The sequence below is a fragment of the Alteromonas sp. ABH4_454 genome (genome assembly GCF_056311775.1).
In genome coordinates this window covers 763,346-787,461 of record NZ_CM149972.1, presented here as the reverse complement: position 1 = coordinate 787,461, position 24,116 = coordinate 763,346, and the positions used below count along the sequence as shown (strand labels likewise).

General features: G+C 43.6%; 20 protein-coding genes and 3 pseudogenes. 19 read left to right on the top strand and 4 right to left on the bottom strand.

The window, feature by feature from the left end:
* Position 1: 1 nt before the first annotated feature.
* Positions 2-2,080, top strand: coding sequence for a glycine--tRNA ligase subunit beta (gene glyS, locus ACYX4W_RS03470; protein ID WP_476074686.1), 2,079 nt, complete (start codon positions 2-4; stop codon positions 2,078-2,080).
* Positions 2,081-2,164: 84 nt separating this feature from the next.
* Positions 2,165-2,609: pseudogene (locus ACYX4W_RS03465) on the top strand (hypothetical protein).
* Between the two features lie 165 nt (positions 2,610-2,774).
* On the opposite strand, the pseudogene gyrB reads toward ACYX4W_RS03465, so the two are convergent.
* The 4 genes and pseudogenes from gyrB to dnaA all read right to left on the bottom strand — a co-directional run bounded on the left by gyrB (position 2,775) and on the right by dnaA (position 9,205).
* A pseudogene (gene gyrB / locus ACYX4W_RS03460) lies at positions 2,775-5,196 on the bottom strand (DNA topoisomerase (ATP-hydrolyzing) subunit B).
* Between the two features lie 8 nt (positions 5,197-5,204).
* Positions 5,205-6,293 (bottom strand): DNA replication/repair protein RecF, encoded by a 1,089-nt coding sequence (gene recF, locus ACYX4W_RS03455; RefSeq protein WP_476074685.1) that lies wholly within the window; start codon positions 6,291-6,293, stop codon positions 5,205-5,207.
* 111 nt (positions 6,294-6,404) lie between these two features.
* Entirely contained in the window at positions 6,405-7,505 is a 1,101-nt protein-coding gene (gene dnaN / locus ACYX4W_RS03450; protein ID WP_179981861.1) for a DNA polymerase III subunit beta, read from the bottom strand.
* A gap of 32 nt (positions 7,506-7,537) precedes the next feature.
* Positions 7,538-9,205, bottom strand: a complete 1,668-nt coding sequence (dnaA, locus tag ACYX4W_RS03445; RefSeq protein ID WP_476074684.1) for a chromosomal replication initiator protein DnaA — start codon at positions 9,203-9,205, stop codon at positions 7,538-7,540.
* Positions 9,206-9,821: 616 nt separating this feature from the next.
* On the opposite strand from dnaA, the gene rpmH reads away from it, so the two are divergent.
* The 17 genes and pseudogenes from rpmH (at position 9,822) to atpF (ending at position 24,104) form a co-directional block, all read left to right on the top strand.
* Entirely contained in the window at positions 9,822-9,956 is a 135-nt protein-coding gene (gene rpmH, locus ACYX4W_RS03440; RefSeq protein WP_014290886.1) for a 50S ribosomal protein L34, read from the top strand.
* 17 nt (positions 9,957-9,973) lie between these two features.
* Positions 9,974-10,333 (top strand): ribonuclease P protein component, encoded by a 360-nt coding sequence (gene rnpA, locus ACYX4W_RS03435; protein WP_334059820.1) that lies wholly within the window; start codon positions 9,974-9,976, stop codon positions 10,331-10,333.
* Positions 10,318-10,566, top strand: coding sequence for a membrane protein insertion efficiency factor YidD (gene yidD / locus ACYX4W_RS03430; protein WP_474856789.1), 249 nt, complete (start codon positions 10,318-10,320; stop codon positions 10,564-10,566). Before rnpA ends, yidD begins: the two co-directional genes overlap by 16 nt.
* 10 nt (positions 10,567-10,576) lie before the next feature.
* A complete protein-coding gene (gene yidC, locus ACYX4W_RS03425) occupies positions 10,577-12,235 on the top strand; it encodes a membrane protein insertase YidC (RefSeq protein ID WP_476074683.1) in 1,659 nt (552 codons plus the stop codon).
* A 70-nt stretch (positions 12,236-12,305) separates the two neighbouring features.
* Entirely contained in the window at positions 12,306-12,788 is a 483-nt protein-coding gene (locus ACYX4W_RS03420; RefSeq protein WP_334014123.1) for a YajQ family cyclic di-GMP-binding protein, read from the top strand.
* A 2-nt stretch (positions 12,789-12,790) separates the two neighbouring features.
* Entirely contained in the window at positions 12,791-14,179 is a 1,389-nt protein-coding gene (mnmE, locus tag ACYX4W_RS03415; protein ID WP_476074682.1) for a tRNA uridine-5-carboxymethylaminomethyl(34) synthesis GTPase MnmE, read from the top strand.
* A gap of 97 nt (positions 14,180-14,276) precedes the next feature.
* The gene (gene mioC, locus ACYX4W_RS03410) at positions 14,277-14,714 is read left to right on the top strand and encodes an FMN-binding protein MioC (protein ID WP_474803328.1); all 438 of its coding nucleotides are present in this window, start codon (positions 14,277-14,279) and stop codon (positions 14,712-14,714) included.
* A gap of 27 nt (positions 14,715-14,741) precedes the next feature.
* Positions 14,742-15,410, top strand: coding sequence for a DnaT-like ssDNA-binding domain-containing protein (locus ACYX4W_RS03405; RefSeq protein WP_476055387.1), 669 nt, complete (start codon positions 14,742-14,744; stop codon positions 15,408-15,410).
* Between the two features lie 6 nt (positions 15,411-15,416).
* Positions 15,417-16,244 (top strand): ATP-binding protein, encoded by an 828-nt coding sequence (locus ACYX4W_RS03400; RefSeq protein ID WP_071960318.1) that lies wholly within the window; start codon positions 15,417-15,419, stop codon positions 16,242-16,244.
* Between the two features lie 887 nt (positions 16,245-17,131).
* A pseudogene (mnmG, locus tag ACYX4W_RS03395) lies at positions 17,132-19,034 on the top strand (tRNA uridine-5-carboxymethylaminomethyl(34) synthesis enzyme MnmG).
* A gap of 316 nt (positions 19,035-19,350) precedes the next feature.
* Complete coding sequence (gene rsmG / locus ACYX4W_RS03390) at positions 19,351-19,986, top strand: 16S rRNA (guanine(527)-N(7))-methyltransferase RsmG (RefSeq protein ID WP_474803338.1); 636 nt, start codon at positions 19,351-19,353, stop codon at positions 19,984-19,986.
* Between the two features lie 35 nt (positions 19,987-20,021).
* Positions 20,022-20,816: a ParA family protein gene (locus ACYX4W_RS03385; RefSeq protein ID WP_474803341.1), complete on the top strand. Its 795-nt coding sequence runs from the start codon at positions 20,022-20,024 to the stop codon at positions 20,814-20,816.
* 44 nt (positions 20,817-20,860) lie between these two features.
* Positions 20,861-21,739, top strand: coding sequence for a ParB/RepB/Spo0J family partition protein (locus ACYX4W_RS03380; RefSeq protein WP_118491049.1), 879 nt, complete (start codon positions 20,861-20,863; stop codon positions 21,737-21,739).
* A gap of 206 nt (positions 21,740-21,945) precedes the next feature.
* Positions 21,946-22,332: an ATP synthase subunit I gene (locus ACYX4W_RS03375; RefSeq protein WP_474803345.1), complete on the top strand. Its 387-nt coding sequence runs from the start codon at positions 21,946-21,948 to the stop codon at positions 22,330-22,332.
* Between the two features lie 101 nt (positions 22,333-22,433).
* Entirely contained in the window at positions 22,434-23,267 is an 834-nt protein-coding gene (atpB, locus tag ACYX4W_RS03370) for a F0F1 ATP synthase subunit A (protein WP_012520223.1), read from the top strand.
* Positions 23,268-23,366: 99 nt separating this feature from the next.
* Entirely contained in the window at positions 23,367-23,588 is a 222-nt protein-coding gene (gene atpE, locus ACYX4W_RS03365) for a F0F1 ATP synthase subunit C (protein WP_012520222.1), read from the top strand.
* Positions 23,589-23,633: 45 nt separating this feature from the next.
* Positions 23,634-24,104, top strand: a complete 471-nt coding sequence (atpF, locus tag ACYX4W_RS03360) for a F0F1 ATP synthase subunit B (protein ID WP_269917846.1) — start codon at positions 23,634-23,636, stop codon at positions 24,102-24,104.
* The last annotated feature ends 12 nt before the right edge of the window (positions 24,105-24,116 follow it).

Here is a 24,116-nt window from a genome sequence, read left to right as displayed (position 1 = left end):
CGTGCGTACAGAAAATTGTTTAGTTGAATTAGGTACTGAAGAGTTACCACCAAAAGCACTTAAGTCTTTGGGCGAAGCCTTCGCCACACAATTTGAAGCAGCACTTAGCCAAGCTGACTTAAGTTTTGACTCAGTTAGCTGGTTTGCAGCCCCTCGCCGCTTAGCGGTTTACGTTTCAGGTCTTGCTGAAGGTCAAGCTGATAAAGTAGTAGAGAAACGCGGTCCAGCAGTATCTGCGGCGTTTGACGCTGATGGCAACCCCACTAAGGCAGCTCAAGGTTGGGCACGCGGTAACGGTATCGACGTTTCTGACGCAGAGCGTTTGGTTACGGATAAAGGTGAATGGCTTCTTCATAAAGCATATGTGCCTGGTCAAACTATTGCTGAGTTGTTAGAAGGTTTGATTAATCAAGCAGTAAGCAAGTTACCTATTCCAAAGCCTATGCGCTGGGGTAACTACAACACTCAGTTTATTCGCCCTGTGCACACCCTTTGTGTGCTTTATGGAAGCGAAGTGGTTAACGTTTCAGTATTGGGCCTAACAAGCGGCCGCGTTGTTCAAGGTCATCGATTCCACGGCGAAGGTCGCTTTGAGCTTGATCATGCTGACAACTACGCCTCTGCACTAGAGCAACAATATGTGCTTGCAGATTTTGAGGCGCGTAAAGATAAAGTGCGTCAGCAATTAGAAGACGCAGCTAAAAACCTATCGCTTAAGCCAGATTACGATGAAGAACTGCTTGAGGAAATTGCTTCCCTGGTAGAGTGGCCTGTTGTGCTGCAAGCAGGATTCGATAAGGGTTTCTTAGAAGTCCCGAAAGAAGCGCTTATCTACACAATGAAGGACGACCAGAAGTATGTGCCGCTGCTTGATAGTGATGGCGCACTTTCTAATACCTTCTTGTTTGTAACGAATATTGAAAGCCATGACGCATCTCAGGTTATCTCAGGTAATGAGAAGGTTATACGCCCTCGCCTTGCCGATGCAGAGTTCTTCTTTAATAGCGATAAAAAGACAACATTAGAAAGCCGCCTTGAAAGCTTAGAAACCGTGTTATTCCAAAAGCAGCTTGGTACGCTTAAAGAAAAGTCTGAACGTATATCAGCCCTATCGGCATTTATCGCTTCGCAAATTGACGCAAATGAAACACAAGCAGCGCGCGCAGGTCTTCTAGCTAAAACCGACTTAATGTCGAACATGGTTATGGAGTTTCCAGACGTTCAGGGCGTTATGGGTAAATACTATGCGCTAAACGACGGTGAAGATGCACCTGTAGCGGAAGCTTTATATGAGCAGTACATGCCACGTTTTGCTGGTGACGCACTTCCTAGTTCTGGCGTAAGCGCATCAGTAGCCCTTGCTGACAAACTTGATACACTGGTTGGTATATTCGGTATTGGCCAGCTGCCAAAAGGTGATAAAGACCCATTCGCGCTTCGTCGTGCAGCTATTGGTGTTTTACGTATTGTTACCGAGCTATCTTTGCCTTTAGACCTTGAAACACTAGTGAGCAAAGCAATTGAGGTATATGGCGATAAATTAACAAATGCTGAAACACAAACGCAGGTTGTTGATTTTGTATTAGGTCGCTTCAATGCCCTCCTACAAGATCAAGCTATCGCCATTGACGTTATTCAGGCCGTAGCAGCCCGTCGCCCTACAAAGCCTTCTGATTATCTAGCTCGTGTCCATGCGGTAGATAAATTTAAGGCATTAGAAGAGGCAGAAGCCTTAGCAGCCGCTAACAAACGTGTAGCCAATATTCTTGCTAAGCAAAAAGTAGATGTGACTAACTCGGCGAATATAGATGAATCGTTACTAGTGGAAGACGCTGAAAAAGCGCTTTATGTAAATCTGAAGTCTGCACAAGGAGAAGTGGATAGCGCACTACCTTCACACGACTACACACGCATTCTGTCAGCACTTGCTACGCTACGTGATGTAATCGATAACTTCTTTGATAACGTAATGGTTATGGCAGATGACGAAGCAGTTAAGAATAACCGACTTGCTTTACTGTCGCTTTTAAGGCAACTTTTCCTTACTACCGCAGATATTTCAATCCTTGCGAAGTCATAAGGCTAGTTAACGTTAATGCAGTCTAATGCTGCAATAAATGAAAGCCCAACCCTTACGTTGGGCTTTTTTATAAAGGGAGAAACTGTGAAAAAGTTACTAACTATTGCTTCTATGTGCATAGCCCTGTCAGCATGCTCAAGCAGTGGAAGCTTTAAGATCCCAGAAATAGCACCGGAAGTGCCACGTATTCAATTTGAAAACATGTTTTTAAGAGGCGTGTTTAATTGGTGGGAAGCCGATGCAAGCTATAAGTTCGAAAGGTCAGATTCAGGTTGGGCAGTAGATGTTGAACTGATTGCCGACGGACAACCTTACGATTTCAGACTATCTGATGCAAAATGGACGCCCTCACAGAGACTGTGGAGGCAAATATAAAGGCCAGCCTGTGATGCTAGGCTCTACCGCCTATTTAGTCTGTGAGCAAGGCTCAGAGAACTTACAATTCACCCCCTCTACTACTGGCACTTATCGCTTTACAGTAAACCCTGCTAGTGCAGGAGAGGTCGCATTAATAGTGACCAAAGTTTAAAAAGAATGCCGCATTGAAGCGGCATTCTTTTTACATATATCATTAATCATTTAATCCACTACGGTAAACACACTATAACGTTACTGTCTTGTAGCGAATTTTCTCGTTCTTTATACATAAAAAAAGCGACCATGTGGTCGCTTTCTTTTCAGCAGATTTTATCTACTACACGTCTAGGTTTTCTACCTTCAGCGCATTCGCTTCGATGAATTCTCTACGCGGCTCTACTTGGTCGCCCATTAACGTTGTAAATAATTGGTCACAACCGATAGCATCTTCAATAGTAACTTGAAGCATACGACGGCTTTCAGGGTCCATGGTAGTTTCCCAAAGCTGCTCCGGGTTCATCTCGCCTAGCCCTTTATAGCGCTGAATGTATTGTCCACGTTTCGCTTCATTCATTAACCACTCTAAAGCGTCTTTGAAAGACTCTACTGGCTGCTTACGCTCACCACGCTTAATGTAAGCGTCTACACCCATCATATCATTGATAGCTAAGTTAAGTTCTTTCAGACGCTGGTACTCAGACGACTCAATGAATTCATGGTCGATAATGTACTCATAATCGATACCGTGCATACGCATGATAATCGTAATGTAGTATTCGCTTAACTCTGCGTCAGTACGAATTTCATAACGGTACGTTGCACCATCGTTTTCGCGCTCTGTAAGCTGCTCTACGAAGTGTTTCGCTACATGCTCTAGAGCTGATTCATCTTTCAGATCTTCAAGGTTAAGCGTAGGCGTGTACAGCATGCGGTAAAGAATCGCTGAAGGCATTTTGCGCTTCATACGGGCAATCATTTTTTCTACTGACTGATATTGCTTAACTAGGTTTTCTAGCCCTACACCGCTGATGCCTGGATCGTCATCACTAGTGTGCAATGATGCCCCATCAATAGCGATACCTGTAAGATAATTAGTCAAAGCATCATCGTCTTTTAGATATTGTTCTTGCTTACCTTTCTTTACCTTATAAAGCGGAGGTTGAGCAATATAAACATAACCACGTTCGATGATTTCAGGCATTTGACGATAGAAGAACGTTAGTAGAAGCGTACGAATGTGAGAGCCATCCACATCAGCATCGGTCATGATAATGATGCTGTGATAGCGTAGCTTTTCTGGGTCATATTCGTCACGGCCAATACCACAGCCTAATGCTGTGATAAGCGTTGCAACTTCTTGTGAAGAAAGCATCTTGTCGAAACGTGCTTTCTCAACGTTAAGGATTTTACCTTTAAGCGGTAAAATAGCTTGGTTTTTACGGTTGCGACCCTGCTTGGCTGAACCGCCCGCTGAGTCACCCTCCACTATGTATAGTTCGCTCAGTGCAGGATCTTTTTCTTGGCAATCAGCAAGCTTACCTGGCAGACCGGCTAAATCTAGCGCGCCCTTACGGCGTGTCATTTCACGTGCTTTACGAGCAGCTTCACGCGCTCGCGCAGCATCGATGATTTTACCTGCAATAATCTTACTTTCAGCTGGGTTTTCTAATAGGAAATCGGCAAGCTTTTCATTCATCGCAGATTCAACTGCAGGACGAACCTCAGAAGATACAAGCTTATCTTTTGTCTGTGAGCTAAATTTCGGGTCAGGCACTTTTACTGAAATTACAGCTGTTAGACCTTCACGAGCATCATCACCACTGGCATTGGTTTTCGCCTTTTTATTCAGGCCTTCCTTTTCCATATAGTTGTTCAGCGTACGCGTCAACGCTCCACGGAAGCCAGCTAAGTGAGTACCGCCATCTCGCTGTGGAATGTTGTTAGTAAAACAGAAAACGTTCTCTTGGAAGCTATCGTTCCACTGCATTGCAACTTCTACAGCAATGCCATCTTCCTGCTCGCTTGCGAAGTGAAACACTTTTTGATGTACAGGCGTTTTCTTTTCATTCAAATATTCAACAAAGGCTTGAATACCACCTTCGTACATGAAGTGGTCTTCTTTACCGTCACGTTCGTCTTTCAAACGAATTGACACACCAGAATTCAGGAATGAAAGCTCTCTAAGGCGCTTAGCAAGAATATCGTAATGGTACAGTGTATCTGTAAATGTATCAGAGCTTGGCCAGAAACGAATCATTGTTCCTGTTTTGTCTGTATCGCCAGTAACTGCAAGAGGAGCTTGTGGAACACCATGTTGGTATTCTTGCTCATGAGCTTTGCCAGCGCGACGAATGCGCAGCTTCAGTCGACTAGAAAGTGCATTTACTACCGATACACCAACGCCGTGAAGACCGCCGGAAACTTTATATGAGTTGTCATCGAATTTACCGCCTGCGTGAAGCACCGTCATAATAACTTCAGACTGCAGACACACCCTCTTCAGGGTGTAATTCTGTAGGGATACCACGTCCATCGTCAGACACAGAAACTGATCCGTCACTATGGATTTGCACAGTTATTTCAGAACAGTGTCCCGCCAGTGCTTCATCGATAGAGTTATCGACCACCTCAAATACCATGTGGTGCAATCCGGTACCATCATCAGTATCACCGATATACATACCCGGACGCTTTCTTACTGCATCTAATCCTTTAAGTACTTTAATACTGGACGAGTCGTAGTTGTTCTCTTCTGACATACTAGCTTTTACTCCTCTTTCACGCTTCCATGTTCCACGTGAAACATTTTCTTTTCGTTGTATTTTTGTATAAATGCGAGTTGCGAGGACTCAATTGCAGTAACGAAAACCTGCGTATCCATTTCGAGCAACCCATCAATAAATTGTTCTCTTTTATCTGCGTCTAACTCAGCACCTACATCGTCAAGTAGAAATATACTTTTCCGTTGCGTTGCCGAATTGAAAAGCTTTGTCTGGGACATTTGTAATGCAGCCACAGCCATTCTAAGCTGTCCTCTCGATAAAAGCTCTTGGGCATTAACACCATTCACTTTAAGCCTTAAATCTGCTTTGTGAGGCCCAGAAGAGGTATGTCCTATTTTACCATCATACTCGCGTTTTTTAACTAAGCTTTCTGATAAAGCGACATCTTTTTCCCACCCTTTATAGTAACTTAATTCCACATCAAAGTTTGGAAGAAATTCTTCTGCATACTGTTTAAAAATAGGTGTTAGTCTATCGACATAGCTTTGGCGAGTAGAGGTTAACGTCTCTCCCAGGTCGGAAAACTGTGTTTCCCAATATTGGTTTTGTGGTGCGGACAAGTTAGCTTGCTGCTTTAATAGAGCATTTCTGTGTTTTAAAAACTTACCATACTGATTAGCAAGAGATTGAAATTGATGTTTCACGTGAAACAACCCCCAATCACAAAAACGCCGACGTTCAGATGGCGAGCCTATTATGAGGTCTGTACTTTGAGGCGTAAAAAGTTGAATAGGAACTAAGCTGACTAAGTCAGACAATTTATTTGAATGTTCGCCATCAATACTACAGGTAAATGTTTCGTTTCGACTTCTTTGAAAACCGAGCTTCAATTTCTCTTCTGCTTCAGTTTTACAGGAAGCAAAAACACTAAAGTTGTCTTGCCCATTTTGAATAACTGAGTTGTGTTTATTCGTTCTAAAAGAACGACCAAAACCTAGATAATAAAGCGCTTCAATTAGTGATGACTTTCCACTGCCATTTGCACCTTTAATTATTGTTAAGGATGGTGAAGGAGAAAGCGTTACGGAAGTAAGATTACGAAACTGAGTAATCTGGACTCGGTCCAGTTTCATGAGGCCACACTAAAGATAAAAAAGAAGCGATAAATAACTAAACTTATCGCTTCTTGGATTGGATATGTAAATAACAAAATAAAATCGTTATAAAAGAAGGGGCGAATACTTTTATAGTCGCATTGGCATAATTACATATAACGCAGCATCATCAGCATCATCTTCAATGAGCGCACTCGCATTGGAATCAGATAGACTAACTTTTACGCCATCAGAGCCTAACGCATTTAAGACATCTATGAGATAGGCAACATTGAAGCCTATTTCTAAATCATCGCCTTGATATTGAACGTCAACGATTTCTTCTGCTTCTTCTTGCTCTGGGTTATTTGCGGTTATTTTAAGTTCACCCGAAGAAAGGTTTAATCGTACACCTCTGAATTTTTCATTGGATAATATTGCAGCTCGCGAAAATGCATCTTTTAGCACCGCCTTGCTTGCGATAATTTCCTTGTCACCGTTTTGAGGCAAAACACGGCGATAGTCTGGGAACCTACCGTCTACTAATTTTGAAGTGAAAATAAAATCGTTTGAGAAGATGCGTAGGTGATTAGCGCCAATTTGTACTTTAAGCGATTTGTCATCTTCGCTAATAAGACGAGAAATTTCTAACACGCCTTTTCGAGGAATAATCACCTGGCGAGACGGTAATGCAGTTTCATAGTTCAAACGGCATAGTGCTAATCGGTGACCGTCAGTAGCAACGGTTCGAATGATGTTCTCTTCAGTTTCTAGAGACATACCGTTTAAATAGTAGCGCACATCTTGTTGCGCCATAGAAAAACTGGTTGCGTCGATAAGACGTTTTAAGTCACTGCACGTTAATTCAAATTCGACCTCACCTTCCCAATCTTCAAGATTAGGATAGTCGTTAGCAGATAACGTAGAAAGAGTGTAGCGACCTCGACCCGCACGAATAAGCGCTTTGCTTCCGTCTAAGGAAAAATGAATGTCTGTTCCCTCAGAAATACCGCGGATAATATCAAACAGCTTTTTAGCTGGAACAGTAATTTCACCTTCGGTGAATTCGCCCTCTAGCTTTACACTAGAAATTAGCTCAACCTCTAAATCTGTACCGGTAAGCCATAGTGCGTCCTCACTAACTTTAATAAGAACGTTAGAAAGAATTGGCAACGTATGTCGACGCTCAACAGCACCTGACACTAATTGTAGGGGTTGTAAAAATTGTTCGCGGCTTATAGAAAATTTCATCGCAGTGCTATCTCGCCTCTAAAGTCGTGTTGTTAGGAAGACAAAGTCCTAATGAGGTTCTTATAGTCCTCTTTTATATCATGACTTTCTTCTCTTAGCTGCTCTATTTTTCTGCACGCATGCAAAACGGTAGTATGGTCTCGCCCACCAAACGCATTACCTAATTCAGGCAAGCTATGATTAGTTAGCTCTTTAGCCAGCGCCATCGCTACTTGGCGAGGACGTGCTACGCTACGACTACGGCGTTTAGACAAAATATCAGCTACTTTTATCTTATAATAATCAGCGACAGTTTTCTGAATATTATCAACGGTCACCAATTTTTCTTGAAGCGCTAATAAATCGCGTAGGGCTTCACGTACGAAATCAATGGTAATTGGGCGGCCCGTAAAGTTCGCATTTGCAATAACTCGGTTCAATGCGCCCTCCAGCTCACGTACATTCGAGCGTAAACGCTTAGCGATAAAGAATGCAACTTCATTAGGTAAATGTATTCGGTTTTCAGCCGCTTTACGCATCAAAATTGCAACCCGGGTTTCAAGCTCAGGTGGCTCAATAGCAATTGTTAAACCCCAGCCGAATCGCGACTTCAATCTATCCTCTACCCCATCAATCTCTTTTGGATATCTATCTGAGGTTAAGATAATTTGCTGATTACCTTCTAAAAGCGCGTTAAATGTATGGAAAAACTCTTCCTGCGACCGCTCTTTGTTTGCAAAAAATTGAATATCATCGATAAGTAGCGCATCGACGCTTCGATAGAAACGTTTAAAATCTTCTATAGCGTTGTTTTGAAGCGCCTTAACCATATCTTGTACAAAGCGCTCAGAATGCATGTAAACAATTTTGGCATCGCCATTGTTTGCCACAATACCATTGCCTACCGCATGCAATAAGTGAGTTTTACCTAAACCTGTTCCACCATATATAAACAATGGGTTATAAGAACCACCGGGGTTGTTGGCAACCTGAGTCGCCGCCGCACGTGCCAGTTGGTTAGATTTACCCTCGACGAAATTATCAAACTGATACGTCGGATTAATATTGCTTTTATGTTTCATCGCCTCAGGGATCGGGATCACCTTTGGCGGCGTTGACGATCGTGGCGCTTGATTTCCGTAATGATTTTGACCATTAGGATCTACATTTCTTGCAGCAGTATTATTCTGATCAGCTTGCTGTGAATAAGCACCAAGATCCTTATTTTGATCTTTATAATTAAAGTGATCGCTACCGCTAGCCACATTACTGTTTTGAGGTATGGTGGGCTGACGCTGATACGATGAATGCTGAACCTGGCTCTCGTCGTTGCGGTTAGTAAATTGTGGCGCGCTGTAATTTGAATTATGTCCGTGATTCGGAGAATTTACAGTAGTAGAACTATTGGTGTAGCTATCACCGTTTGAACTATGCACTGAACCAGCAGCATTACCCGTAGCCGGCTGAGAACGGTTTACGCTATTGCGACTCATTACCTCTAAACGCAACTGAGGTGCATCGGTTCCAGCAAATTCCCTTAGCAGAGCAGTAATATTATTCAGGTACTTGTCTCTTACCCAATCAAGCACAAAACGATTAGGAGCGTATAGTGCTACAACACCGCCCTGCTCTTCACAAACAAGCGGTCGTATCCACATACTAAATTGCTGCGTAGGTAGTTCTTGACGCAGTCTTTCAAGACATTGGTTCCACAAGGACATGGTACGTTGTTAGCTCCCGTAACTCGCTAAAAACCACCCTCTTTTGAAAGCCAAGCATAGAATAGCAGGCACTGAAGCGCGCCATTAGAAGAAAATAGCGTTGGAGGTGTAGAGTAGCAGCGAGAAATTTAAGTTTTCGTTTTAATCGCTGTGGATTATCTTACGTTATCAACACAATGTAAATGGTGATCCCGATCGATCTTTTCGATCAAAATATTAAACCATTGAATTTAAAGACATTAACCTTTAGATCAAATGTAACTATAAGAAGAAAGAATCATTCTAAATTTCACTAAGAAAACCGCTAGATCACCTTGCAATTTATATCTAACATCATGTTTTTCACAATCCGCTGTGGATAACCTGAGTCAAATTTATGCGTTATTCACAACTAAATTGTGTAAAAAACAATGTTATCGTTCAAAAAACAGCATAAATTGTTCACTTATTCGTCCGAAAAGCAAGAATATCCATTGACAGCAGGCCCCGAGATCTCTAGAATTCAGCGTCCTTTTTCGATGGGCTTTTCTGGTGAAAACACCACATTGTTCTGGCAACAGTATAATGTGTTACCAAAAACGCCTATGTTTAACTAAATATAAGTGAGACTTTGGTCATGAAAAGAACATTTCAACCGAGCAATCTAAAGCGCAAGCGTTCTCACGGTTTTCGTGCTCGTATGGCGACTAAAAATGGTCGTAAAGTACTAGCAGCTCGCCGTGCAAAAGGCCGCGCTCGTCTTTCTGCTTAATTAGAAAGACGCCAAAAGTGGGTGAGAATAATTTTTCAAGGGAGTTACGTCTGTTAACTCCCACCCACTTTACCTATGTGTTTGATGACGCAACCCCTGCTGTATCCCCCTCTTTTACTGTTCTAGCTAGAAAAAATACACTCTCTAATCCTCGTTTGGGTATCACGCTCGCTAAAAAACGTATTCGTAAAGCGCACGATAGAAATCGATTAAAACGATTAGTCAGAGAAAGTTTTCGGCATAAGCAGCACAACTTACCCAATGTTGATATTATCGTTATTGGCAAGTCAGGCGCTGACAACCTTAGCAACCAAGAAGTTTTCGCTACATTGGACAAGCTATGGAAAAAATTAAACAAGCGTTGCGGCAACTCTTAATTGCTGTGCCTTTGGCCTTGATAAAATTTTATCAATGGTTCATTTCCCCTGTATTAGGGCAACGATGTCGTTTTCATCCTTCTTGTTCTTGGTATGCTATAGATGCATTAAAAACACACGGATTAGTAAAAGGCGGTTGGTTATCTATTAAACGCATATTAAAATGCCACCCTTTGCATGCCGGCGGATATGATCCAGTGCCGGAAAAACAACAAGATAAACACTCAAAATAAAGAGACCTCTATGGAATCGCAACGTAGTTTTCTGATAATTGGCCTTGCGCTAGTTAGCTTTTTGCTTTGGCAATCATGGCAAAAAGATTATGGGCCGCAGCCAGTTGTGCCTGTTGAGCAACAACAAACGCAAGAAACATCACAAGGTGTGCCTTCATTTGATGACAATGGTAGTGAAGATGTACCTAGCAGTGATAGCGTGCCCGCTGCACAGCCTATTGCTGCGGCGAAAAACACAAACCGTATTATTGAAGTAAAAACCGATACGCTTGATTTACGCATCGATTTGTTAGGTGGTGATGTAGTATCAGCAGACTTACTTAAGTTTCCAGTAGAGCAAGGTTCAGACATACCTTACAGCCTGCTTCGTTCTGGCAATGGTCTATATGTTGCTCAAAGCGGTCTTATTGGCGCACAAGGTCCAGATGCAAGCAGTAGTGGCCGCCCTGTTTACAACGCGCAAAGTGAATTCTATGAAATGACGGGCGACACCCTTGTTATTCCTCTTACTTGGAAAAACAATCAGGGCTTGGCTATCACCAAAACCTTCACTTTCACTAAAGGTCATTACGACGTAAACGTAAGCTATAGCGTTGAAAATGGTACCGGCAGCGCAGCAACGGTTCAGCCGTACGCGCAGCTTAAGCAAGTGATGGAATTTGAAGACGACGGCAACATGTTTATGCCAACGTACCGTGGTGCCGCTTATTCAACGGAAGATGACCGCTATCAGAAATACTCGTTTGACGAGATTGAAGATGACAACCTTCGTGAAACCACAAAAGCGGGTTGGGTAGGCATGCTTGAGCATTATTTTGTGTCAGCATGGGTACCTTCACAAGAACAAACCAATACGCTTTATTCACGTAACTTGAAAAATCAGTACGCAGTCATTGGTGTATTATCACCTTCTGAAAGCGTTGCCTCAGGTGAAACTAAAACGATAGCGTCTACCCTATACATGGGCCCGAAAGACCAAGATAAGCTTGCCAAGATTGCTCGCGGTTTAGACCTGACTGTCGATTACGGCATTTTATTTTGGATTTCACAACCGCTGTTTGCCCTTCTTACGTTCCTGCATAGCTTAGTTAATAACTGGGGTGTGGCAATTATCCTTATCACCATTGTAGTGAAAGGCGCAATGTACTGGCTAACCAAGAAGCAATATGAATCAATGGCGCGCATGCGCAACCTAGCGCCTAAGATGCAACAGCTTAAAGACCGCTTTGGCGATGACAGACAGAAAATGTCGCAAGCCATGATGGAGCTATACCGTAAAGAAAAAGTAAACCCGATGGGCGGCTGTTTACCCCTTCTTCTACAAATGCCTATCTTCCTAGCCCTTTATTGGGTACTGATGGAAAGTGTTGAACTACGCCATGCAGACTTTGTGCTGTGGATTACTGACCTTTCTACAAAAGACCCATACTTTGTACTGCCTATTCTAACAGGCGCGAGTATGTACCTATTGCAAAAACTTCAGCCAACCACCATTACTGATCCAATGCAGCAAAAAATCATGCAGTGGATGCCGGTAGCAATGAGTGTGTTCTTCCTGTGGTTCCCTGCAGGTCTGGTACTATACTGGCTAGTCAGTAACGTGATTACCTTGGTTCAAGCCAAAATGATTTATGCTTCCATGGAGAAGCGGGGCATCAGCAGTAAATAACACGCTGATCAATTAATTATACAGCCCGCCTATGCGGGCTGTTTTGTCTTAAAAGATAGAGGATTAACCTGTGCCATCATTTGATATTGTTTCAGAAATCAACATGGAAGAAGTTCGTAACGCCACCGAGAACGCCAGCCGCGAACTATCAACGCGTTTCGACTTTCGCGGCATCGACGCGAGTTTTGAATACAAAGATAAAACCGTGGTTATGAAAGCCGAGGCTGAATTCCAACTTCAGCAAATGGAAAGTATGTTTAGAACGGCGATGTCTAAGCGCAATGTAGATACCTCATCAATGGATGTGAAGCCTTATGACGCTCACGGTAAAACCTATCGCCAAACCATTGCGTTCAAGGAAGGTATTGAGCAGCCCACGGCAAAGAAAATTGTAAAGCTGGTTAAAGATGCCAAAATCAAAGTGCAAACCGCTATTCAAGGTGAAGAGCTTCGCGTAACTGGGAAGAAGCGCGATGATTTACAGCAAGTAATTTCGCTGGTTAAAGAGTCTAACTTAGGCCAACCTTTCCAATTTAAGAACTTCCGCGACTAATTATGGAATCACTCACCCTTTCTACCGACACTATTACTGCACAAGCGACAGCGCCCGGCCGTGGCGGCGTAGGTATTGTGCGTGTTTCAGGTCCTAAAGCTAAAGCCATCGCAGAGGCGTTAGTACCAAGCGCACTAACACCACGTCTTGCGACCTACACGCCGTTTGTTGATGCTAACAACAGCGTAATAGACCAGGGCATAGCACTGTTTTTTAAAGGGCCAAACTCTTTTACCGGAGAGGATGTGCTTGAGTTACAGGGCCATGGAGGCCAAATAGTAATGGACATGCTGATTGATGCCGTGCTTGCAACGGGCCATGCCCGGCTTGCCAACCCCGGTGAATTCAGTGAACAAGCCTTTTTAAATGATAAATTAGACCTTGCGCAAGCAGAGGCGATTGCCGACTTGATTGATGCAAGCTCTAAACAGGCAGCCAAAAGTGCGCTGCGTTCACTACAGGGTGAGTTTTCCACACAAATTCAAACGCTATCCGACCAAATCGTACACCTTCGTATGTACGTAGAGGCGGCTATCGATTTCCCTGAAGAAGAAATTGATTTTTTATCTGACGGTAAAGTATCGGGTGACTTAAGCGCAATCATGCAAAGCTTAACCAAAGTACGCGAGCAGGCTAAACAAGGAACCTTGTTGCGCGAAGGTATGCAGGTGGTTATAGCGGGGCGCCCTAACGCCGGTAAATCGAGCTTATTAAACGCCCTAGCAGGACGTGATAGCGCTATTGTTACTGATATCGCCGGTACTACACGCGATGTATTAAAAGAGCACATTCACATTGATGGCATGCCGGTGCATATTATCGATACTGCAGGTCTTCGTGAAAGCCCAGATAAAGTAGAGCAAATAGGCATTGAACGTGCGTGGCAAGCTATTAACGAAGCTGACCATGTATTGTTTGTTGTAGATTCTACCGCAACCTCAGTTATCGACCCTTACGAGATTTGGCCAGAATTTATGGCGCGCTTGCCACAAGGCATTCCCGTTACCGTAGTTCGCAATAAAGCGGACTTAAGTACCTTAGATATCGGACAAAGTAAGGTTGCTACCGAACAAGGCGATATCTCGGTTATCAACTTATCAGCCAAAGAAGGTAGCGGTGTCGATACGCTAAAAGCACATCTGGCAAAAACAATGGGCTTTGATACGACCACCGAAGGTCAGTTTATTGCGCGAAGACGACACATAGATGCACTTGATCAAGCCTACAGCTATGTAAGCACTGGTGAACAGCAGCTACATGACGCCATGGCCGGTGAATTATTGGCTGAAGAGTTACGTTTGGCTCATCAAGCGCTATGTGAGATAACGGGTGAGTTCACATCCGACGATCTCCTTGGCAAGATTTTTTCATCATTCTGTATCGGCAAGTAGTGTAATAAACAAAGTGATAAGTAAGAAGGTGAATAACCTAACGGATAAGACTTACTTACGTTAAGACGATAATCGAAAATAGAGAAGCAACCCAATAATGAGCAAGCATTTTGAAATCATCGTTGGCACCATGTTAGGCGCTGCAGAATACGTGGCAGATGCCATTGCGGAAAAGCTTGATGCGAGCGGGCACACCCACACTATTCACGCTGAACCTAATCTGGACGAGATAAAAACAGAGTCAACGTGGATCGTGTGCACGTCTACCCATGGAGCAGGCGAACTACCTGACAATATCCAACCGTTTGCAAAACAGCTAGAAAATGCTGATTTAAGCTTAGTGAACGCCTACGTTATTGGACTGGGCGACACAAGCTACGACACCTTTTGTTTCGGTGCGAAAGAAATGGAGAAGCAGATAAAAAACGCAGGTGGTACATTAATCACTGATGCCCTTTACATCGATGTGCTTGAACATCCTATTCCTGAAGATGCCGCCGTAGAATGGTTTGAAGAAAAGCTGGCCAATGCTTAACAACACCATCAATGTGGACATTGCACTATGAACAGCAATCTAACCCAAGCTGAACTAGCGGCGTTGCAATCTCCTCTTTCTAACGATTGCCGGGTGCTTTATTTACTGGGGCTTCGAATAGGTGCGAATTCAGCAACGACATCGTCTGCGCCTATTGATTATAAGCAGCTATTAAATCTACTAAACGGCGACGACAAAGAAGAACCCTATCAGCGTGGCCGACAGATCAATAGCTTGGTGAAGCAGCTTGAACAAGTGGGGTTGGTCGCCCTGCCCATCGAACTTGATCTTGAACACACGATTAATGGGAAAACCCTGCTTCTTCCACTTCTAAGCGAGCCCCAGTCAGACTTCGATCAACTGCATGCTCGGCATAGTGCAATGACAGCCAATTGGACACCTAACAAAGCGCTGTTTGAAGAAATGGCCTCGCTACTCGGTATCATTGATAAGACATTTGATGACAATGAGGTGGGTGAATTCATCGCCTACTGGTTGGGAAGACCAAGTTCTGTATTTAGCGAATTTCAATGGACGCAAAAATTCGCCAATAATATCAAGCGAAAGCGCTTGGCTTCAGGCTATGCTCCAACAAAAGTGGTAGGTACTCAGCAAGTGAAAGTTGCAGCCGGCATAGAAGCAGATGATAATGCTAGAAAGCTGGTGGAAAAGTATGCCGCAACAAAGAAGAGTTAATTCATTATGGATCGTATAACTGACAAAATTGCTAATCTTGCCAAAGCGCTTAAAAAAGATGTCGATCCCAATGGTGAGTACATCGACTACAAAACGCTGCGCAAGCAGTATGAAGCGAAAGCTAACGAGGAAGTATCACAACTACAGCAGCGCAGTAAGAAAGCGCGTGTAGAAGCTATCCATGGCCGTTCTGACTTAAATCCAAAGTGGACGTTTGCCAACTTAGTGGAAGACAGTGACGATGTTATAGAAGCTGTTTCTATCGCACAGTCGTTTATTGCTGCTCATGATGATCCAGCGTGGCGCCAAAGTGGCTCTCATATGATGATTTTCTACGGCGATTATGGTCGCGGTAAGTCTCATATTGCAGGCGCTATTGCCCATCAACTTATCGAGCAATATGAGATCTCTGTGCTATACCGTCAGCTTTCAACTCTGCTCGAAATGCGCAACTTTTCTTTTGATTTCTCTGCCACCGATAATGCTAGTCAGCGTTTCAGAGAAATTAACCAAGAGCTTTTAGACGTAGATTTGCTTATTTTAGATGAGGTCTGTGTCAACGAGTCTGCACTTAAGAAAAACGCACAGAGCTGGTTTGGGAACTTGCTACGACAGCGCTTAGTGAATAAGAAAAACTGTATCTTAATCACTAATCACAACTTAGCCGAACTTGAAAATGCCCTTGGCCGTTATTGTTTCGAATCGATTAAAGAGTACGACACGTACAAAGTGCGATTCCAAGGCCCAAGCCGCCGTGAAGGCCTAACTATCGAACAAGAGGATATGCAAGGCTCTGTTGCACAGCCACGCTATCAACCTAACCAGGTGCGCTAACAGCACCTGGTTTACGCCCTTTTAATCCATTGCTCATTCTTCGTTTTATCTTTTAGAAACGCTTATTCTCTTCACAGTCTGTGTTAATTGAGAGAGGATCAATCTGTTGATCTCTGGTTTAACCACATAATACTGTTCCAATACGTAGATACACATGTCGATCCCGTTCATTCATACGATTGAATCACCTTACTGCTTCACATTATGGTTTAAAATGTGACTGTATTTTGGACAGTGCTGATATTTTTATTGTGAGAAATAGCTAATTTTGAAGAAAATAATTTCGTTGTGAATAAAGTTACGCACTTTTCTAAAAAGACACATTAATGCGATCGGACGATCTAATCACAGCTTTTGGAAAAGATCTCCTCCACAATGTGATCACGCTATAACGCACGTAATTACACGATCTTTTGATCGCAATACATAAATAGCAAACATTTTATCCCCAGTTGGATCACATCTTGATCACCCCTGTGGATAGGATCCTACAAACCACTGTGCATAAGCTTTGATCGAAAAAAGAATAACTTTTCAAAGGATTCGGGGTGTGGATAAAAAGGCCATTTATACACAAGTTTGAGGTAGGGTTATGGATCGGTGTTTCCCAATGTTATTGATCGCGTAACTTGATGATCTTAATGTGCTTTGATCGGTTACCCACAGATCTTCATGATCCTAATAAAAATAAAAATAAACAGATCTAAAAGAGATCTTAAGATCTTATAATTCGATCACACCTTTTCAAAAACTGGTTTTGAGGAAAATTTAATCATTTTCTTTATCCAATAAGTCAGATAAAATACGCGCCCTTTTTTCAGCAGTCTCTGCGTGAAAAAAAATTAGTTTTTAATCGGCTTATCGTAAGTTAATAGTGAGGTTTAACCATGTTTTATGCTGAAGCATTTGATGTCATCGTTGTAGGTGGTGGACATGCAGGTACAGAGGCGGCACTTGCAGACTGCTCGCATGGGAGCAAATACGCTTTTGCTAACTCACAATATCGAAACGATCGGTCAGATGTCCTGTAACCCAGCAATCGGCGGGATCGGGAAAGGGCATCTTGTAAAAGAGATCGATGCGTTAGGCGGTGCTATGGCTCTGGCCATCGACAAAGGTGGAATTCAATTTAGAACACTGAACTCTTCAAAAGGCCCAGCGGTACGTGCTACTCGTGCACAAGCTGACAGAACGCTTTATAAAAACGCCATTCGTGACATTGTAGAAAATCAAGAAAACCTAACTTTGTTTCAACAAAGCGTTGACGATCTCATTGTTGAAAACGATCAGGTATGCGGCGTTGTTACGCAAATGGGCCTGAAATTTAAAGCTAAGTCAGTCGTGCTGACAGTAGGCACCTTCCTTGGCGGTACCATTCACATTGGTCTTGAGAACTATCGCGGCGGTCGTGCGGGCGATCCTCCGTCTATTGCTCTAGCAGAAAGACTTCGTGCGCTTCCATTTCGCGTTGAGCGTTTAAAAACAGGGACGCCAGCAAGACTTGATGCACGCTCATTAGATTTTTCTGTGATGCAACCTCAGCCTGGTGACAATCCAACGCCGGTATTCTCGTTTATGGGTGATAGAAGTATGCACCCTACGCAGATCCCTTGTTACATCACGCATACCAATGAAAAAACTCACGATATCATCCGCGGTGGATTAGATCGCTCACCCATGTTTACAGGGGTTATCGAGGGTATTGGTCCGCGTTACTGCCCAAGCATTGAGGATAAGATCACACGCTTTGCCGACAAGACTTCGCATCAAATTTTTGTCGAGCCAGAGGGCTTAAACAGCATTGAAGTTTATCCAAACGGTATTTCAACCAGTTTGCCGTTTGACGTGCAAATGAATCTTGTTCGCTCGATCAAAGGTTTTGAGAACGCGCACATTGTTCGCCCGGGTTATGCGATTGAATATGATTTCTTTGACCCACGCGATCTGAAACAAACATTGGAAACTAAGTTCATCCGAGGTTTGTTCTTTGCAGGGCAAATTAACGGTACCACTGGCTATGAAGAAGCGGGTGCGCAAGGCTTAGTAGCGGGCGCGAACGCAGCGCTACAAGTTCAAGAAGAAGACCCGTTGATTTTACGCCGAGACCAAGCATACATGGGCGTACTTATCGACGACTTAGCCACCATGGGTACAAAAGAGCCGTACCGCATGTTCACTAGCCGTGCTGAATACAGACTTCTGCTTCGTGAAGACAATGCCGATAGCCGCTTAACCGCGATGGGCCGAGAAATTGGTCTTGTTGACGATGCGCGCTGGGCGAAATTTAACGACAAGATGGAAGCGGTAGAAAGTGAACTACAGCGCCTTCGCGGACAGTGGATCCACCCTGATCATGCAGCTACACCTGAACTCAATCCTATGCTGAAAAATCCGGTGAGTCGTGAACATTCTCTTGAAGAACTGATACGCCGACCAGAAATGACGTACAGTCAGTTAATGGAAATTGAGAGTGTTGGCCCAGGTCTTGAAGATCCGATTGCTGCAGAGCAAGTAGAAATTCAAATTAAGTACGCTGGCTACATTGCCCGTCAAATGGATGAAATTGCGAAAACGCAGCGACACGAAAATACATTGTTGCCGGTTGATATGGATTTCAGCAAGATTTCTGGCCTGTCGAATGAGGTGGTTGCCAAATTAACCGAAGCCAGACCGGAAACTATTGGTAAAGCGTCGCGCATTTCGGGCATTACCCCGGCGGCCATTTCTTTACTGCTGGTTTATCTTAAAAAACACGGCATGTTACGCAAGCAAGAGAAAATTAGTGCGTAAAACACGCGCTTAATTCATCAGGCTACTCGCAGCGCTTAGTTTTTCCTGTTTATTCGCGTATTATGCTAGTCATAATTGCCTTAGCTATGCGAAAGCTAGAAAAACTAGGTGCTTACCATACAGTTCTATTGTTCCTCTTCACTAGCGTCGTGCGGCTTTTACTTAACGTACATTTGATTCGTACGTGAATAAGTCGTAATGATTAGCGGCGATGGAAGTGTAACAAATACATAAAACAGATTGCGGTTCGCCGCTAATGTTTATGTCAAAGACTAAGTTAAGCTTAAGACTTCAACGCGAACAGACAGATTTTTCAATGACGATACAGCAAGAATTGCATACCATTTTGGTTTCTGGACTTGATGCCCTTTCACTAGATTTAAGTGATAAGCAACAGCAGCAGTTAATTGACTATGTGCTGCTCATGGATAAATGGAATAAGGCGTATAACCTCACTTCCGTTCGGGATCCAAAGCAAATGATGGTAAAACATATTCTGGACTCGTTAGCGATTGTCCCCTTTCTTGAGGGTGACAATATCATTGATGTTGGTACAGGCCCTGGCCTTCCAGGTATGCCGTTAGCCATCGCGTTTCCAGATAAATCTTTTACGCTACTTGATTCATTAGGCAAACGCGTACGGTTTATGACCCAATGTGTGCATACGCTTGGTTTAACTAATGTGACTCCTGTGCAAAGCCGCGTAGAAGAGCACAATGGCGATAGACCTTACGATATTGTGCTAAGTCGAGCTTTCGCTTCGCTAAAAGATATGTTGCACTGGTGTCAGCATCTGGTAGATTCTGAAGGACAATTTTTGGCGCTTAAAGGTCAGTTTCCAAAAGATGAAATAGAAGAAGTGAGTGATCACTTCCATGTGAGTAAGACGGAAAACCTCACTGTGCCAAATTTAGTAGGCGAACGACATCTGGTTTGGCTAAAAAAGAAATAGCCGAAAAATAGAAAAAGACGAAAACAGGATCTAACGTGGCTAAGGTAATCGCGATCGCGAATCAAAAAGGTGGTGTTGGGAAGACAACCACCGCAGTTAACGTGGCAGCGTCAATGGCAGCAACCAAACGCAAGGTATTGCTAATTGATCTCGATCCACAAGGCAATGCCACCATGGGTAGCGGCGTTGATAAATACGACGTTGAATCTACGGCATTCGAGTTGTTAGTTGAAGAGAAGCCCATTAACGATGTCATCGTTAAAGCGACAAGCGGCAAATACGACCTCATCGCTGCGAACGGTGACGTGACCGCAGCAGAAATTAAGCTGATGGAAATGTTTGCTCGTGAAGTAAGGCTTCGCAATGCGCTAAAGCCAGTTATGGACTACTACGATTTTGTCTTTATCGACTGCCCGCCTTCACTTAACCAATTAACCGTGAACGCCCTAGCTGCAGCTGATTCGGTAATGGTGCCCATGCAGTGCGAATACTATGCACTTGAAGGTCTTACGGCCCTTATGGATACCATTCAAAAATTAGCGTCAGTGGTGAATCCTGAATTGAAGATTGAAGGCGTATTGCGTACTATGTACGACCCGCGCAACCGCCTTGCTAACGACGTTTCAGAACAATTGAAGCGCCACTTTGGTGAACAAGTTTATCGTACGGTTATTCCGCGCAATGTTCGCCTAGCTGAAGCGCCGAGCTTCGGTACGCCAGCGATGTACTATGATAAGTCATCGACAGGTGCTAAAGCCTACCTAGCATTGGCTGGTGAAATACTGCGCCGTAGGGACAAGACATCGCCTAAACAGGCAAAAGCTAGTTAAACACAATAAGCTGAATACCATCAGCACATGCCATAGAGGACACTATGTCAGCACGTAAAAGAGGCCTTGGCCGCGGTTTAGATGCGCTACTCGCAACCAGCCAATCATCTGCTCAAAAAGAACAAGATGCCGCCGAGGTAAATTCAACCAACGGTGAGTTAAGCAAGCTCCCTATTGAATACTTAGTGCCAGGCAAATATCAGCCTCGTAAAGACATGTCACCTGAGGCATTAGAAGAATTAGCCTCATCTATTCGGGCACAGGGCATTATTCAGCCGATTGTTGTGAGAAAAGTGGATGAACACCGTTATGAAATTATCGCCGGTGAGCGTCGTTGGCGCGCTTCACAATTAGCACAACTAGACGAGGTGCCGTGTTTAGTCAAAAACGTACCTGATGAAGCTGCCGTTGCTATTGCTCTTATCGAAAATATTCAGCGTGAAGATCTTAATGCAATGGAAGAGGCTCAGGCGCTAGACCGTTTAATGAGCGAATTTGCGTTAACTCATCAAGAAGTGGCAGAAGCGGTGGGTAAATCTCGTACAACCGTAACTAACCTACTTCGTCTGAACAATCTAAACGATGATGTAAAACTGTTAGTTGAGCACGGTGATATTGAGATGGGACATGCCCGCGCCCTTTTAGCTTTAGAAGGCGAAACTCAGTCAGAAACAGCGCAAGTGGTTTCGGGTAAAGGTCTTACCGTTCGAGATACTGAAAAGCTCGTTAAAAAGCTATTAGAGCCCGCGAAGCCAAAGCCTGAGAAGAAAGTTGATCCTGATGTTCAAAATCTTATGACTCGGCTTTCAGAAAATTTAGGCACGCCTGTGGTCATCGACCATAACGCTAAAGGCAAAGGTAAGCTAACGATAAGTTTTAGTGACCTTGAACAATTAGATGGAATTATCTCTAAAATTCAATAGTTTATATTAATAACGGCCGAAGTGGTTCCCTTGCCTACCCGCAATTGACATGCTGTCCGACACTAGCAGCGGACACTCTCCTTTCCGGTTATAGCAATAGAAAATTTTCAGAATAACTTTCAAAAAGCGTTGTACTGTTGAAAATTGTCGGTAAAACAGTATACTTCTGACGCTTTTTGTAAGACGTGAACAAGCTGCGAGTAAAAGTGACGAACAAGTTAGCGAAGCGCGGGATAGACCTCGCAAAAAAAGGGCTACTTTTTCAGGCTGTCACGGCCCTATTCGTTACGGTCATCGCAGGTGCTGCAGGAGGAAGTCATTCCGCCATGTCGGCAGCAGCAGGCGCTCTAATCAGTATCCTGCCCAATAGTGTTTTTATGGCTTTCGCGTTTCGATATGCGGGTGCGAGTAAAAACGACCTTGTTGCACGGAGTTTTAGCCAAGGCTCAAAATTGAAGCTGGCACTGACAATCATTTTATTTGTAATTGCTTTTAAAGGTTTAAACGCCGCGCCATTAGAGATTTTCATGGCATTTGTGATTACAACCGCTAGCCACGGGCTAGCCATGTTTCATTACGGTACGAAACAATAAAGACAACGCGAGGCGTTGCGATAACTAAAACAACGTAATCGACCGATTGAGACAGTAGAACCAGTCACCAAATTTTTACACTTTACAACTTGGGTTAAACAATGGCATCTGAATACACTACCTCAGAATACATCAAGCACCACTTGACCAATGCCACCATGTGCTCAACTGACAACGGAATTGCTTTTAACAAAGCGTGTTCTGACGCCGGTTTTTGGGCATGGCATGTTGATACACTGGCATGGTCTATTGGTCTTGGTCTTCTTTTCTTAATCATTTTTAGAAGCGTTGCTTCAAAAGCGACAACCGGCGTACCTGGCAAAATGCAGGCGTTTGTTGAGCTTGTTGTTGAATTTGTTGACGACAACGTTAAAAGCACTTTCCACGGTAAGAGCGCACTTATTGCGCCATTAGCGCTAACTATCTTTGTATGGGTATTGCTAATGAACCTTATGGACTTGGTGCCAGTTGATCTCATTCCATGGGTATCTGGTCTTATCGGCCAGGCGGCTTTTGGCATGGATCCACACGACGTTTACAACAAGGCAGTTCCAACCACTGACCTTAACTTAACGTTCGCACTGGCTTCAGGCGTGTTTATCCTTATTCTTTTCTATTCAATCAAGATGAAAGGCATAGGCGGTTTTGCTAAAGAACTGACAATGCAGCCTTTCGGTCACCCTATCTTTATTCCGGTGAACTTTATTCTTGAAACCGTTACTTTGCTTGCGCGTCCGCTTTCACTAGCACTGCGTTTGTTCGGTAACTTGTATGCCAGTGAGCTAATCTTCATTTTGATTGCTACAATTGGCTACTTCCAGCTTCCACTACACTTCATGTGGGCTGTGTTCCATATTCTGGTACTTCCGCTTCAAGCGTTTATTTTCATGATGCTTACCATCGTGTACTTAAGCCTGGCGTGTGAAGACCACTAAGCATTAACGGGTGTCGGTTTTGGCTTTTAATCGGCACCGTTTTTACAGAGTTTGACTTTTAAACATTAACTTTAAATTTAACTTAAATCGGAGACGTAAATGTTATACATCGCTGTTGCACTACTGATTGGTCTTGGTGCCCTAGGTACCGCTATTGGTTTCGGTCTACTAGGTGGTAAATTCCTAGAATCTGCCGCTCGTCAACCTGAACTAGCACCTCAACTACAAGTTAAGATGTTCATCGTAGCGGGTCTTATCGACGCCATCGCGATGATCGGTGTTGGTATCGCTCTATACCTATTGTTCGCTGTTGGTGCCTAATTTTACTAAACACTTTTTTAGCGAACTTTAAGAGGAGGGGCGATTGTGAATTTTAACGCCACTTTTATAGGTCAATTAATCGCCTTCGCTGTGTTCGTGGTGTTCTGCATGAAATATGTATGGCCTCCACTGATGGCAGCGATTGAAGAACGTCAGAAGAAAATTGCCGATGGGCTTGAAGCTTCTGAACGTGCAGAGAAAGACCTAGAGCTTGCTCAAGCGAAAGCTACTGAGCAATTGAAAGATGCGAAAGCGCAAGCAGCTGAAATTATCGAGCAGGCTAAAAAGCGTGCCAACCAATTGGTTGACGATGAAACGCAAAAAGGTCATGCGGAACGCGAAAAAATTATCGCTTCTGGTTATGCCGAGATTGAAGCTGAACGCAATCGTGCCAAAGAAGATTTGCGCAAGCAGGTTTCTGCACTTGCAGTAGCTGGCGCACAGCAAATCTTACAACGTGAAATCGATGCTAACGCACAAAACGACATTGTTGAAAAACTTGTCGCTGAGCTTTAATTGGGAGATGAG

Bases quoted from the DNA above. Each gene is read 5' to 3' on its own strand.
- rpmH (WP_014290886.1), top strand. From the start codon at position 9,822: ATGAAAAGAACATTTCAACCGAGCAATCTAAAGCGCAAGCGTTCTCAC.
- rsmG (WP_474803338.1), top strand. From the start codon at position 19,351: ATGACGATACAGCAAGAATTGCATACCATTTTGGTTTCTGGACTTGAT.
- yidC (WP_476074683.1), top strand. From the start codon at position 10,577: ATGGAATCGCAACGTAGTTTTCTGATAATTGGCCTTGCGCTAGTTAGC.
- ACYX4W_RS03405 (WP_476055387.1), top strand. From the start codon at position 14,742: ATGAACAGCAATCTAACCCAAGCTGAACTAGCGGCGTTGCAATCTCCT.
- mioC (WP_474803328.1), top strand. From the start codon at position 14,277: ATGAGCAAGCATTTTGAAATCATCGTTGGCACCATGTTAGGCGCTGCA.
- ACYX4W_RS03400 (WP_071960318.1), top strand. From the start codon at position 15,417: ATGGATCGTATAACTGACAAAATTGCTAATCTTGCCAAAGCGCTTAAA.
- atpB (WP_012520223.1), top strand. From the start codon at position 22,434: ATGGCATCTGAATACACTACCTCAGAATACATCAAGCACCACTTGACC.
- dnaA (WP_476074684.1), bottom strand. From the start codon at position 9,205: ATGTCCTTGTGGAACCAATGTCTTGAAAGACTGCGTCAAGAACTACCT.
- recF (WP_476074685.1), bottom strand. From the start codon at position 6,293: ATGAAACTGGACCGAGTCCAGATTACTCAGTTTCGTAATCTTACTTCC.
- atpE (WP_012520222.1), top strand. From the start codon at position 23,367: ATGTTATACATCGCTGTTGCACTACTGATTGGTCTTGGTGCCCTAGGT.
- mnmE (WP_476074682.1), top strand. From the start codon at position 12,791: ATGGAATCACTCACCCTTTCTACCGACACTATTACTGCACAAGCGACA.
- ACYX4W_RS03380 (WP_118491049.1), top strand. From the start codon at position 20,861: ATGTCAGCACGTAAAAGAGGCCTTGGCCGCGGTTTAGATGCGCTACTC.
- dnaN (WP_179981861.1), bottom strand. From the start codon at position 7,505: ATGAAATTTTCTATAAGCCGCGAACAATTTTTACAACCCCTACAATTA.